Annotated in this window: 12 protein-coding genes; 11 read left to right on the forward strand and 1 reads right to left on the reverse strand. The window is 59.2% G+C overall.

The features are described 5' to 3' along the window. The first annotated feature begins 18 nt into the window (after positions 1–18). The 5 genes from QEP12_RS02390 to QEP12_RS02410 all read left to right on the forward strand — a co-directional run bounded on the left by QEP12_RS02390 (position 19) and on the right by QEP12_RS02410 (position 4,476). Complete coding sequence (locus QEP12_RS02390; protein ID WP_284213250.1) at positions 19–549, forward strand: GNAT family N-acetyltransferase; 531 nt, start codon at positions 19–21, stop codon at positions 547–549. Between the two features lie 157 nt (positions 550–706). After that, the gene (locus tag QEP12_RS02395) at positions 707–1,993 is read left to right on the forward strand and encodes a hydantoinase/carbamoylase family amidase (RefSeq protein ID WP_284213251.1); all 1,287 of its coding nucleotides are present in this window, start codon (positions 707–709) and stop codon (positions 1,991–1,993) included. Positions 1,994–2,002: 9 nt separating this feature from the next. Further along, a complete protein-coding gene (locus QEP12_RS02400; RefSeq protein WP_174863232.1) occupies positions 2,003–2,908 on the forward strand; it encodes a helix-turn-helix domain-containing protein in 906 nt (301 codons plus the stop codon). A gap of 32 nt (positions 2,909–2,940) precedes the next feature. Continuing rightward, the gene (locus QEP12_RS02405) at positions 2,941–3,582 is read left to right on the forward strand and encodes an orotate phosphoribosyltransferase (RefSeq protein ID WP_174863236.1); all 642 of its coding nucleotides are present in this window, start codon (positions 2,941–2,943) and stop codon (positions 3,580–3,582) included. Between the two features lie 126 nt (positions 3,583–3,708). After that, complete coding sequence (locus tag QEP12_RS02410) at positions 3,709–4,476, forward strand: YdcF family protein (RefSeq protein ID WP_174863233.1); 768 nt, start codon at positions 3,709–3,711, stop codon at positions 4,474–4,476. A gap of 121 nt (positions 4,477–4,597) precedes the next feature. On the opposite strand, the gene QEP12_RS02415 is transcribed toward QEP12_RS02410, so the two are convergent. After that, complete coding sequence (locus QEP12_RS02415; RefSeq protein ID WP_174863234.1) at positions 4,598–5,212, reverse strand: FMN-dependent NADH-azoreductase; 615 nt, start codon at positions 5,210–5,212, stop codon at positions 4,598–4,600. Between the two features lie 144 nt (positions 5,213–5,356). Here QEP12_RS02415 and QEP12_RS02420 point away from each other — a divergent pair, with 144 nt between their 5' ends. The 6 genes from QEP12_RS02420 to QEP12_RS02445 all read left to right on the forward strand — a co-directional run bounded on the left by QEP12_RS02420 (position 5,357) and on the right by QEP12_RS02445 (position 12,419). Further along, the gene (locus tag QEP12_RS02420; RefSeq protein ID WP_284213252.1) at positions 5,357–6,271 is read left to right on the forward strand and encodes a LysR family transcriptional regulator; all 915 of its coding nucleotides are present in this window, start codon (positions 5,357–5,359) and stop codon (positions 6,269–6,271) included. Between the two features lie 394 nt (positions 6,272–6,665). Continuing rightward, positions 6,666–7,682, forward strand: coding sequence for an extracellular solute-binding protein (locus QEP12_RS02425; protein WP_284213253.1), 1,017 nt, complete (start codon positions 6,666–6,668; stop codon positions 7,680–7,682). Positions 7,683–7,771: 89 nt separating this feature from the next. After that, on the forward strand, positions 7,772–9,349 hold the full coding sequence (locus tag QEP12_RS02430; RefSeq protein WP_284213254.1) for an ABC transporter permease: 1,578 nt from the start codon (positions 7,772–7,774) through the stop codon (positions 9,347–9,349). A gap of 18 nt (positions 9,350–9,367) precedes the next feature. Then, the gene (locus QEP12_RS02435) at positions 9,368–10,378 is read left to right on the forward strand and encodes an ABC transporter ATP-binding protein (RefSeq protein ID WP_284213255.1); all 1,011 of its coding nucleotides are present in this window, start codon (positions 9,368–9,370) and stop codon (positions 10,376–10,378) included. Between the two features lie 296 nt (positions 10,379–10,674). Further along, positions 10,675–11,244 carry an RBBP9/YdeN family alpha/beta hydrolase gene (locus QEP12_RS02440; RefSeq protein WP_284213256.1) on the forward strand — a complete coding sequence of 190 codons (570 nt, stop codon included), beginning with the start codon at positions 10,675–10,677 and terminating at the stop codon, positions 11,242–11,244. A gap of 173 nt (positions 11,245–11,417) precedes the next feature. Further along, positions 11,418–12,419: a sulfate ABC transporter substrate-binding protein gene (locus QEP12_RS02445; RefSeq protein ID WP_284213258.1), complete on the forward strand. Its 1,002-nt coding sequence runs from the start codon at positions 11,418–11,420 to the stop codon at positions 12,417–12,419. Positions 12,420–12,427: the final 8 nt, after the last annotated feature.

A 12,427-nucleotide genomic window follows, 5' to 3' on the forward strand; every position in this document is an offset into this window, starting at 1 on the left:
CGGTGCCCGGAGAAACTGATGACACAGCACCATTTTGTGGCATGCACCCATGCCCGCCACGCCCAAGCGATTGTGGATATTTTCAATGAGGCCATCTTGACCTCTACGGCTTTGTACGACTACCAGCCCCGTACGCTGCAGAGTATGGCGCCGTGGTTTGCCACCAAGCAGCACAGCAACTTCCCGGTGATTGGCGTGGAAGACGAGGGCGGCACTTTGCTGGCGTTTGGCAGCTATGGCACGTTTAGGGCCTATCCCGCCTTCAAGTACACGGTAGAGCACTCGGTGTACGTGCACCAAGACCATCGAGGGCAAGGCTTGGGGCTGGCAGTCATGCAGGCCCTGATTGCGGTGGCCCGCAAGCAGCAGATGCATGCCATGGTTGGCGCGATTGACGCGGCCAATGCCAGCAGCATTGCGCTGCATACCCGCTTGGGCTTTGCACAGGTGGGCACCATGCCGCAAGTGGGCTTCAAGTTTGGCCGCTGGCTGGACTTGGCGCTGTACCAACTGCTGCTAGCAACCCCGGACCACCCCGTGGATGGCTGAGGTAGCGGGGCACACCGTGCGCCGGGGTATTCCAGCAGCGATACACATCATGCGCATTTAGCGGCAGCGCTGCGGCAAACGCGTATCTTTTTTGAGATTAGTATGCATCCTTAGCAACCTTGAAGCCTGCGCACACCCTGCGAACAGGCATGTTGATATGGAACTGCAGTCTCTACAGCCCTTGGCTCAGCAATTGTTTGCGGACATTCGTGGGCTGACTTTTGATGGCGTTGGCGTCACCCGTGCCAGCTATGGCGAAGGTGAAAACGCGTGCGCCGCGTACTTGGAGAAGTTTGCGCGCAGCGAGGGCCTGGACGTGGTGACGGACCGCGCAGGCAACTTTGTGTATTTTGATCCGGCAGACACGCGCAGCGGCGCGGCGATCTGGACGGGCTCACACCTGGACTCCGTGCCGCAAGGCGGCAACTACGATGGCTTGGCCGGTGTGGTGGCGGGTCTGCTGGTGCTGATTGCCGCCCGGCGCGAGGGTGTTACCTTGCCCGCACCGCTGAAGGTGATTGGCTTTCGCGGTGAAGAAAGCGCATGGTTTGGCAAGGCCTACATGGGCTCGGGTGCGTTGTGGGGCAAGCTCAGCAGCGCCGATCTGGCCTTGCAGCGCCGGGGCGACGGCATCAGCTTGTACGATGCGCTGAGCGCATGCGGTGCCGATATGGCTGCCATCAGCCGCCAAGAAAAACTCATCAACCCTGCCGAGATTGCCGCCTATATCGAGCTGCACATTGAACAAGGCCCGGTGATGGTGGCGCGCGAGATTCCGGTTGGCGTGGTCAGCGGCATTCGCGGCAATGTGCGCCACAACAAGATTGAGTGTTGGGGCGATGCCCAGCACTCGGGCGTGGTGCCGCGCTGGCTGCGTAAAGACGCGGTGTTTGCCGTGTCAGATTTGATTGTGCGGCTGGACAACCACTGGCGTGCCCTGCTGGAGCGCGGTACGGACTTGGTGGTGACCTGCGGCGTGGTGCAGACCAACCCTGCAGAGCATTCCATCTCGCGCGTACCTGGTTATGCACACTTCAGTTTTGAAGCGCGCAGCAAAAGTAGTGACACGCTGGAGGCCTTCTACCAGTTGGTGCAGGCAGAAATGCATTCGATTGAGCGCGAGCGCGGCGTGAAGTTTGTGCTGGACCGCCGCCTGATGAGCGAGCCCGCCGTGTGCGATGCCCAACTGTGCGACTTGATGGCCCAGGCTTGCCGCACCCGGGGCATTGCGCATGAGCGCATTCCCAGTGGCGCAGGCCACGATGCCGCCTTGTTTGCCAACGGCGGCGTGCCGTCGGCGATGGTGTTTGTGCGCAACCAAAATGGCTCGCACAACCCGCATGAAGCGATGGAGCTGGCAGACTTTATGCTGGGCACGCAGGTGATGGCAGACACCATTGCCGCCATCCCCGCAGCGCAGCCACGAGTCGGCGCTTCGCTATAGTCGCTCGCCATGACAGTGCCTGCGTTTACCTCCCACCTTGATTACAGCGCCATGGGGGATCGCCTGCGCGCTTATCGCATGGGGGCAGGGCTGCAGGCCGATGAAGTGGCCGAGCAACTGGGGGTGTCGCGCGCGGTGGTCTACCGCATGGAAAAGGGGGAGATCGTCAAGATTGAAACCCTGGAGCGCCTGGCACAGCTGCTGGGTACCAGCTTGGCATCGCTGCTGGGGGTGGAGGCGGAGTATTACGCCTCGGCTCTGGCGCTGTTTGAGCGCATGCGCCAAATTGAGCAAAGCACGGATCGCATTTTGGCGCACTTTGAGCCGATTTCCGTCTTGCTGCTGTCTGAGAACTACCTCAACTATTTGGCGCTGATGCTGCAAGAAGCCTTGCCCCAGGGCGCAGACGCCCAGGTGCAAGCACGGCAGACGCTACAGATGGTGGAGATTTTGCGTGCACGCCAACGCAATTTTGAGCAGCGCAAGCCCCACATCGTGAGCCTGATGGGGCTGCGTGATTTAGAGCGCTTTGTGCAAACCGGCTTGGTCGGGCGCATGGATGTACCCGCTGCCGTGCGGCGCGAGCGCATTCAGGCGGCCCACATCGAGGTGGCGCGCATTGCCGAGCTGATGGAGCATGCGCCGTGGTTTGCCCAGATTGGGCTGGTGGATGACGCCATGCCCTCGGCCACCTACCAGGTGCTCACGGGCGCGCACCACCGTGTGCTCATGCAAAGCCCGTTTCGCCTGGGGGAGCTGCCGAATGTACGCAACGGTATTGCCACCGTGACCGCATCGCCCGAGGCCGTGGCACTGCACGAACAGATGACGACACAGCTGTGGGCCCACGCCAGCAAAGGCTCCGAAGGCGCGCAGCGCCTGCGCGCCATGTTGCAGCGGGTTCGCAGCGATTGAACAGTAAGAAAGCATTTGAGATGACAAATCCTATGAGCCAGCAAGCTGCGGCTTGGTTGTTGGAAGCCGGCTGTGTGGAAGTGCGCACCGATGCGCCGTTTGTGCTGCCCTCGGGCTGGGCCAGCCCGGTGTACATGGATGCCACGCGGCTGATTTCCCTGCCCACCATCCGCCGTGAGTTGATGAAGCAAGGCGTGCAGCGCCTGCTGGATGCCGGTGCCCTGCAAGGGCTGAGCGCGGTGGCCGGGGGCGAGTCCAGCGGCATTGCCTTTGCGGCGTGGTTTGCCGAAAAGCTGGATATGCCCCTGCAGTACGTGCGCAAGCGCGCCGTGGGCAGCCGCCAGATTGAAGGCGTGGTGGCGCAAGGCGGCAAGGTGCTGCTGGTGGACGATATGGTGTCTGCCGGGCAGTACAAACTGAATTTTATTGATGCGCTGCGCAGCGAAGGCGCGCGCGTGGAAGATCTGTTTGTGGTGTTTGATTACGCGTGCTTTGGCTCGGACGCGGTCTTGGCACAGCACGGCGTGCGCGTGCATGCGCTGTGCAACTGGCAGGACGTGCTGGCCATGGCGTTCCAGCGCGGCGGTTTCTCGGTCGAGCAACTGGCCGTATGGCAGGCGTTTTTGCAAGACCCGGCCAAATGGTCGCTGGCCCATGGTGGCATCGGGAAGTAATCGAAATTTTAAAAATATGAGCTGATGGCGCTTATCTAAATTAGCTTTCAATCACTTTTATAGTTGAAATATAAGTAATACAGGCGCTGGCAGCTCACTTATTCATGAGCAATCAGAAGGGCGACCGTGTTTGTTGTATCGAAATTGCTCTCGGCCATCACGCAGCCGCTGTTTTGGCTGGCGCTGTGGTGGCTGCTGGCCTTGCTGCTGTTGGGGAAAAAGCCGCGGGCAGCAAAGCGCATGCTGTGGTCAGGCTTGGTGCTGCTGGGGGTGCTGGGCTTTCAGGCGCTGCCTGATGCATTGCTGCGTGCGCTGGAGCGCCGCTATCCCGCTCAGCCGATGGCCGCAGCGCTGGAGCAGCACGCCGGCATGCTGGTGCTGGGTGGCGCAGTGGAGCACCCAGCCAGTTGGCAAGCCCACGGGCAAGTGCCGCTGGGGCAGTCGGCAGAGCGCATGACGGTGCCGGTGGGCTTGATGCGGCAGCACCCGCAGTGGCAGCTGATATTCAGCGGGGGCGAAGGGCGATTGCTGGCCACGGGTATTACCGAAGGGCAACTGGCCCAGCAGTTCTATGCCGAGCAAGGCGTGGACATGGCGCGCGTGCAGATCGAGCAAGGCGCACGCACCACCCGAGAGAACGCGCTGCGCGTGGCCCAAACGCTGGGTGAGCGCTGCAGCCAGCAGCCTTGGCTGCTGGTGACATCGGCATGGCACATGCCGCGCTCCGTGGCGGAGTTTGAAGCGGTGGGCTGCAAGGTGACCCCTTATCCGGTGGACTTTCGCACCGGCACGCACACCGCTTGGTACCGCTACCACATGGCAGACAGTTTGCTGCGCTGGCAAGTGGCACTGCATGAGTGGCTGGGGCAGTTGGCTTACGCGCTCACGCGGTAATGCGTTGTGCGCTTTAAGCCGTAGCAAGCCCTTGCGTATGAATGGCTGACGCAGTCGCAAAAAACGCCTGCTGAAATCAATCAGCAGGCGTTTTTTGTATGGAAAGGGCTGGTGCCCGCGCTTATGCGGCGGTGACGGCCTTCACGTCATTCGCAGCGCTGGCAAACGCAGCGGCCACTGCGTCGGGGCCCATGCCCAAGCCTTCAGCGCGCACGATGCGCACGTCGGTGACGCCAAAGAAGCCCAGCACCACTTTCAGGTAGCTTTCTTGGTGCTCCAAGGCCTGCATGGCTTCGGTGGTGGAGTACACACCGCCACGCGACGAAGCCACGATCACGGTCTTGCCCTTGGCCAAACCTTCAGGGCCCGCTGCGGTGTAGCGGAAGGTGCGGCCAGGCTGTGCCAGGCGGTCGATCCAGGCTTTGAGCTGCGTAGGAATGCTGAAATTGTAGAAAGGCGCGCCAATCACAACCACATCGGCAGCCAAGAACTGGCTCACCAGTTTTTCAGACACGGCGTTTTCAGCCACTTGCTCGGCACTCAGGCCATCGGTTTGGCCGGTGCGGGGTGCCATGGCGGCGGTGGTGAAGTGGTTGGGAGCCTCGGCCACCAGGTCCAGGTATTCCACTTGGGTGTCGGGGTGCTTGGCGGTCCACTCCGCCACGATTTGTTGGGTCAGCTTGCGCGAAGCCGAGTTTTCACCAGAGATAGAAGAGTCAACGTGCAACAGTTTCAAGGGGTGCTCCTAAGCAATGTTCGAATCAATGGCAGTGATTGTGGATTACACGCGAATATTTGATAAGTCACTAAAAACACGATAGATTGTTCTGAATTTGGGACAATTGGTGTTGAGTGATTGGAAACAGAACAGGGAGTGCTGATGCAGGACTTGAATGACATGCTGTACTTTGCCGAGGTGGTGGAGCGCGGCGGCTTTGCGGCAGCGGGTCGCGCACTGGGCATTCCGAAATCGCGCCTGTCGCGCCGGGTGGCGGAGCTTGAGGCACGGCTGGGGGTGCGCTTGCTGCAGCGCACCACACGCAAGCTGTCCTTAACGGAGGTGGGCTCTGCCTACTTGCGCCATTGCCAAGCCATTCGCGATGCGGCGATGGCCGCCCAAGATACGGTGGAGCAAGTGCAAAGTGAACCTCGAGGTACGGTGCGAGTGAGCTGCCCCGTCACCTTGTCGCAAACCGTACTGGCCCCGCTGATGCCGCGTTTTTTGGCCCGTTACCCCGAGGTGCGCGTGGAAATGCTGGTGGTGAACCGGCCGGTGAATGTGGTGGAAGAGGGCTTGGACGTGGCGCTGCGGGTGCGGGCCTCGCTGGAAGACAGTGCCAGCATGGTGGTCAAGCGCCTGGATGTGGCACAGCAAATTTTGCTGGCCAGCCCGCAGTATCTGGCGCGCAAGGGCGTGCCACAGTCGCCGCAGGATTTGCTGCAGCACGATGTGTTGTCCATGTCTGCCTTTGAAGGCGTGGCGCACTGGCGGCTGCGCAGTGATACCGGGGCGGAGATGCAAATCCAGCCCCAAACCCGTTATGTGGCTGATGACTTGATGACGCTGAAGCTGGCCGTGATGGGGGGCGCGGGCGTGTGCTATTTGCCTGACTACATGTGCCAGCCCGAGATAGAGCGTGGCGAGTTGGTGCATGTGCTGCCCCAGTGGCGCTTTCCGCCCGGCATTGTGCATGCGGTATTTAGCTCTCGCCGGGGGTTGACGCCCGCAGTGCGAAGTTTTCTGGATTTTCTGGGGGAGTACCTTCCGGGCGCGAGTGGCATTGGCGCAGCGTAAGGGTGACAGCGGTTGTCCGAAGGCGGGTGTCTGTGTACGGCAGCCTGCTGTTGGCGGCCCAGTTTGCTGCGTTGCACACATGACCAGCAAGGCCGGTTGAAGGCAGACACAAACTAGCCCAATGCGGGTGCGGGGGGGATCCGTGCGATGGACGCCCTACCAGTGCGGCAGCTGACCGTCTGCCATGCCGAGTGCTGGTTGGCTGCGCAGTAAAAAAAGACTGTGTGCACACTGCGACAGTGGATAAAAAGCGCTGAAAAGTTGGATTAGAATAAACGAATAGGAATTATTCTTATTAATTGTTTGGTTCTGCCTGACATCCTCATACCCCTTGGTGGGGTCGCGGTAGCGCTATCGAAAGTGGCGCTTTTTCTCTGACTGAAAGCTTTTCAAAATGAAACTTTGGAAGACAGCTCTGTGCATGGGTCTGGTTGGTGTTGCTACTTTGGCCCAAGCGGCCCAGCCCCAAGCGGTGACGGTGTACTCCTCACGCATCGAGGCTTTGCTCAAGCCTACGTTGGATGAATACACCAAGCAAACCGGTGTCAAGATCAATCTGTTGACGGATCGTGGCGGCTCTTTGTCGGAGCGCTTGGCTGCCGAAGGAGCAAGTTCGCCAGCAGACGTGTTGATTACCGTGGATGTGGGTAATTTGTGGAGTGCCGCCGAGCGTGGTTTGCTGCAAAAAATTGACTCTCCCACATTGAATGCCAATGTGCCAGCCAACTTCCGCGACGCTGGCAGCCGCTGGTGGGGTTTGTCGCAGCGTGAACGTACGATTTTCTACGCAGCGGACCGCGTCAAGCCAGAGCAACTGAGCACCTATGAAGACTTGGCAGACCCCAAGTGGAAGGGCAAGCTGTGCCTGCGTACTTCCAAGCAGGCATATACACAGTCTCTGGTAGCGATGTTGCTTGCAAAGCATGGCGTGGAAAAGACTGAAGCCATTACCAAGGGCTGGGTGGCCAACTTGGCGGGCGATGTTTTCACCAATGACAACAGCTTGCTCAAGGCGATTGCTGCTGGTCAATGTGACGTGGGTATTGCGAACACTTACTACTATGGTCGTATCTTGGCCAAGGAACCTGACTTCAACAAGCAAGTCAAACTGTTCTGGGCAAACCAAGGTAAAGACGAGGGTGGCACCCATGTGAACCTGTCTGGTGCTGGCGTGGTCAAGCACGCCAAGAACCCAGAAGGCGCCCGCAAGCTGCTGGAGTGGCTGTCTTCCGCCAAAGTGCAGACTGCTTACACCCATGGCACTTACGAAAGCCCCATCAACAAGCAAGCTGAAGCCGATCCGATTGTGAAAGCTTGGGGTAAATTTACGCCTAGCTCACTCAATGCTGGCGACATTGGCTCGCACCAAGCTGAAGCCATCAAGTTGCTGGATCGTGTAGGCTATCGTTAATCGCTTTTCTTCATTAGGTTAGCTATTTGTCTGCTGTAGACCGTACCGCGCCAGCTCACCGCTGGCGCGGTTTTGCTTTTGCGCTTCCCGTGGCGTTGCTCACCTTGGTGCCTTTGCTGGCCGTGGTGTGGATGGCGGTGACGCCGCAACCTGAAATTTGGCAGCATTTGTGGAACTATGTATTGCCCCGCGTGCTGGGCAATACCTTGTTGCTCATGCTGCTGGTGGGCGTTGTCGTCTCTGTGGTGGGGGTTCCGCTGGCGTGGCTGACGGCCATGTGTGACTTCCCTGGCCGTAAGTTTTTCTCATGGGCATTGGTGCTGCCGTTGGCAATTCCAGCCTATGTCCTGGCTTTTGTGCAGATGGGGATCTTTGAGTACGCGGGCCCGGTGCAAAGCTTTGTGCGCGACGTGTGGGGCAACAGTCGCTGGTTTCCTGACATCCGTGGCAGCCTGTGGGGCTTGGTCATGGTGCTGGTCATGGCTTTCTACCCCTATGTGTATCTGATGGCGCGCAGTGCCTTTCTTACGCAGGGGCATCGCAGCATCGAAGCTGCGCAGGCCCTTGGATATAGCCCTGTGCAGGCGTTCTTTAAGGTTTCATTGCCCCTGGCGCGCCCCTGGATTGGTGCAGGTTTAGCGCTGGTGCTGATGGAGGTGCTGGCCGACTTTGGCGCCATCGCTGTTTTTAACTTTGATACGTTCACCACGGCGCTGTACAAGTCGTGGTTTGACTTGTTCAACATGACAGCGGCTGCACAGCTGGCATCCATCCTGGTGCTGGTGGTGCTGCTGTTGCTGGCCGCAGAGCAGCGATCCCGCAGCGCACAGCGCTTTCATGTGAGCAATCCACAGCGGCACCGCGTTGTGCTCAAAGGCGCCCGTCGGTGGCTGGCTCTTGTGGCATGTGCCTCGGTTTTTGCCGCGTCTTTTGCAATTCCGATGGTGCAAATGCTGGTGTGGGTCGGGCAGATATGGCGCGAGAACCTGCACAGTGACTACTGGGGTTATGTGTGGAATACGCTTTGTCTGGCGTTGATTACCGCCGCAGTGGCCACTGTGCTGGCGCTGTTGCTGTCTTGGACGCGTCGCCGTCACCCGGATGGCCTAACAGCTTGGACGGTGCGTTTGGCCGTCTTGGGCTATGCCATGCCCGGTGTGGTGCTGGCAGTGGGGGTGTTTGTGCCCATCGCTTGGCTGGATGAGCGCCTCCTGGCTTTGCTGGCACCGCTGGGTATTGAAAGCCTGGGCATTCTCAAGGGCAGCCTGGCCGGAATGTTGCTGGCGCTGGCCGCACGCTTTTTGGCGGTGGCCTACAACGCCACGGATGCCGCAATGCAGCGCATCACGCGCAGCCAAGAAGAGGCTTGTGCCTCTTTGGGGCTGGGGCCATGGCAAACCTTGCGTCGTTTACATTTGCCGCTGCTGCGCACGGGCTTGCTTTCCGCGTTTTTGATGGTTGTCGTGGATGTGATGAAAGAGATGCCCATCACATTGATGATGCGCCAATTTGGGTGGGACACCTTGGCGGTGCGCGTATTCCAGCTCACCTCCGAATCGATGTGGCAAGAGGCCGCCTTGCCTGCGCTGGCCATTGTGCTGGTGGGCTTGCTACCTGTGATTTTGCTGGTGCTGCAAACAGAAAAAACACCGACTTCGGCCGGTTAAGAAATGCCGGATTGAGTAATGCTTGAAGTTAAAAACGTTTCCTTGGGATATGGCAACCACATCGTGGTGCAAAACGTGAGCATGCGTCTGGACCAAGGGGAGATTGGCTGCTTGCTTGGCCCCTCTGGCTGTGGCAAGACCACTCTGCTGCGTGCAATTGCAGGTTTTGAGCCTGTGCGCGCTGGACAGATTGACCTGCAAGGCAAAACAGTGGCCAGCCTTGCTCAGCATGTGCCGCCTCAGGCGCGTGACATCGGAATGGTGTTTCAAGACCATGCCTTGTTTCCGCACCTGAGCGTGGGTGACAACATTGGTTTTGGTCTGCACCGCATGGCCAAACCATTGCGTGCTGCGCGTGTCCAGGAAATGCTGGAGCTGGTGGGGCTGGAAGGCATGGGCCAACGATGGCCCCATGAGCTGTCGGGCGGGCAGCAGCAACGTGTGGCGCTGGCGCGGGCCTTGGCCCCCAGGCCGAGCTTGCTGTTGATGGACGAGCCATTTTCCAGCCTGGATACCAGCATGCGCGAGAGTATTGCGCGCGAAGTGCGAGCGATCCTGAAGCAGGCCAAAGCCACAGCGTTGATGGTGACCCACGATCAAAACGAGGCCTTCGCCATGGCTGATAACGTGGGTGTCATGGCACGCGGCCAGCTCATGCAATGGGGCAACGCGGTGCAGGTGTACTGTGCACCCGCTACGCAAGATGTGGCGCAGTTTGTGGGCGATGGTGCGTTGGTGCCTGCGCAGGCCACCGCTGGCGGCCAATGGCAAACCGCACTGGGGCTGCTGCCTGCGGGACACCCGCATTACCAGACGGCCCAAGGGGTGCAGGTGTTGCTGCGGCCAGAGCATGTGACCGTGGTGGAAAAAGGTGTCCGTGCGCAAGTGCGCGAGCGCACCTTCCGCGGCAGCCACTTTGTGTTTGAGCTGGAGTTGCCCGATGGCCAAGCCGTGATGGCGAAGGTTTCACTCAATGCTTTGTATGGGGCCTGTGAAAGCGTGCAGATTGCTTTGTCGCCGGAGCTTTGAGGCGCTCTGCATGGCACTGTAGCAAGTCCATCCCCTGCCGAATGCGCTCCTTGCCCTAAGGAGCGCATTTTTTATGGATTGGCGGGGGAGGGTGTAGCAGCTGGATCAAGTGGATCAACTGGCGCATGCCGCAGTGCGACGGCTGCAGCGAAATCCGCAAACAGTCGGTGGGCGACGGATGGCCGGTGTGCAAACGCGCGGATGCAGATGCTTATGTGCATAAGAAAACAACCAATCATTCGTTGGAGTTTGGGCACGCGGCTTGGACAATTTGCGCCTCCAAAGGAGAGTTCTGCATGTCCCATCCCACGCCGCGCATCATCATCGTCCCAGGCTGGCGCAATTCAGGCGCAGAGCACTGGCAAAGCCTGTGGGCGCAGGCGCTGCCCCACGCGGAACGTGTAGAGCAAGACGACTGGCTCACGCCCAAGCGCGAAAATTGGGTGCGCACCCTGGAGCAGCTGCTGTTATCGCAGCCAGAGCCTGCCATCGTGGTGGCGCACAGCCTGGGTTGCATCACCACCGCGCATGTGTCGCCACAGGCTGCAGCGCGTATTCAAAGTGCGTTGCTGGTGGCGCCTGCTGACCCGGAGCGCCGCGCCCATTTAGCGGACTTTGCCCCGGTTCCCAGCCAACCCTTGCCTTACCGCAGTGTGCTGGTGGCCAGCACCAGTGACCCGTACTGCCCGATTCGTTTGGCTGGGGCCTACGCGCGGGCGTGGGGCAGTGAGTTTGTTCGTCTGCCCAATGCGGGCCATATCAATGTGGAATCAGGCCACGGGCATTGGCCTTTGGGCTGGGCGCTGTTGCAGTCTTTGGTGCAAGACATGGCTTGGGGTGGGGCCAAACGGGTGGCAGTCGCTTAAATTTTGCATGAAATAGCCCAATAGCGCTTATGGATAGAGCGTTGATAGCTCACAATTTCTTTATTCCGAATTCTGATAAATTTAAAAAAATATATTCTTTTGAGTTTTAAGAAGTTCTCTTCACAATGCGCTGCATCTCTTAAAAACACGCATTTGTGCAAGGCGGCAACACCATGACATCTTTGAAGCTCAAGACCCTGTTGGCAACGATTGCGCTGGCTGCCGGTGGCATGGCCAGTGCCCAAGACCAGTTGCTCAATGTCTCGTATGACGTAGCGCGTGAGTTCTACAAAGACTACAACCAAGCTTTTGTAGCCCACTATAAAAAGACCACGGGCAAAGACATCAAGATTGACCAAGCGCACGGCGGCTCCAGCGCCCAGGCACGTGCCGTCAATGACGGTCTGCCCGCCGATGTGGTGACTTTCAACACCACCACCGACATCGAATTTCTGGCCAACAACGGCGTCGTGGCCAAGGACTGGGCCAAGCAGTTTCCGTACGATGCATCGCCCACCACCTCGACCATGCTGTTCCTGGTGCGCCACGGCAACCCCAAGAACATCAAGGACTGGAAGGATTTGACCCGCCCCGACGTGAAGGTGGTGGTGGTCAACCCCAAGACCGGTGGCAACGGCCGTTACGCCTACCTGGCAGCCTGGGGTTCGGTGCGTGAAGCCGGTGGTACCGACGCGCAAGCCCAGGAATTTGTCAAGCAGCTGTACAAGAACGTGCCCGTGCTGGGCAAGGGCGGGCGTGATGCCACGGCCATCTTCTTGCAGCGCAATATTGGCGATGTGCTGATTACGTTTGAGTCCGAAGTGATTTCGGTGGACCGCGAGTTTGGCAAGGGCAAGGTCGAAGCCGTGTACCCGTCCAGCTCCATCGTGGCAGAGAACCCCGTGGCAGTGGTGCAGCGCACCGCGCAGAAAAAAGGCTCTGGCGCATTGGCCAAGGCATATTTGGACTACTTGTACACCGATGAAGCCCAAGAAATTGCAGCCAGCCACGCGTTGCGCCCCCGTTCGGAAGCTGTGCTGAAAAAGCACGCCGACATCTTCAAGCCTTTGAAGCAGTTCACCGTGGCCAAGTACTTTGGTTCGTTGAGCGAAGCGCAGAAGGTGCATTTCAACGACGGCGGCAAGTTCGACGAGATCTACACCCCCGGCAAGTAATTGCTGCG

The organism is Comamonas jiangduensis (genome assembly GCF_030162955.1).
GTDB classification, from domain to species: domain Bacteria; phylum Pseudomonadota; class Gammaproteobacteria; order Burkholderiales; family Burkholderiaceae_C; genus Comamonas; species Comamonas jiangduensis.